Origin of the sequence: Trujillonella humicola (genome assembly GCF_046233715.1) — a bacterium.
In the GTDB taxonomy this organism is placed as follows: Bacteria; Actinomycetota; Actinomycetes; order Mycobacteriales; family Geodermatophilaceae; genus Trujillonella; species Trujillonella humicola.
The window spans coordinates 1-341 of the sequence record NZ_JBJNRJ010000161.1 but is presented as its reverse complement, the minus strand read 5'-3'; the positions used below and the strand labels follow the sequence as shown (position 1 = coordinate 341).

Here is a 341-nt window from a genome sequence, read left to right as displayed (position 1 = left end):
CGACGGTGTCCGAGCCTACGGCGTGCGTTCGCGCGCGCTCACGTCCCGATCCCTCCGCTGCCCCTTCGTACTGCGACCGCTGTGACGTGCTCGTCGGCCTGGAGGGGTTCCACGTCCTCGAGGTTGTCGAGCAGCCCGGCCGGGTGCAGGTGGTGGTCGAGTCGGCGCCCGCGCCGATGGGCTGCCTGACCTGCGGCGTGCTGGTCGGCAGCCACGGTCGCCGCGATGTCGTGCTGATCGATGTGCCCTGCTTCGGCCGCCCGGTCCGGCTGGTGTGGCGCAAGCGGACCTGGCGCTGCACCGAGGACGAGTGCACCGGCCAGGCGTTCACCGAACAACAC

At 71.6% G+C, this 341-nt stretch carries 1 pseudogene; it reads left to right on the top strand.

Features of this window, described 5'->3' with window-relative positions:
• Positions 1–86: 86 nt before the first annotated feature.
• A pseudogene (locus ACK586_RS25550) lies at positions 87–341 on the top strand (ISL3 family transposase); the annotation flags it as partial.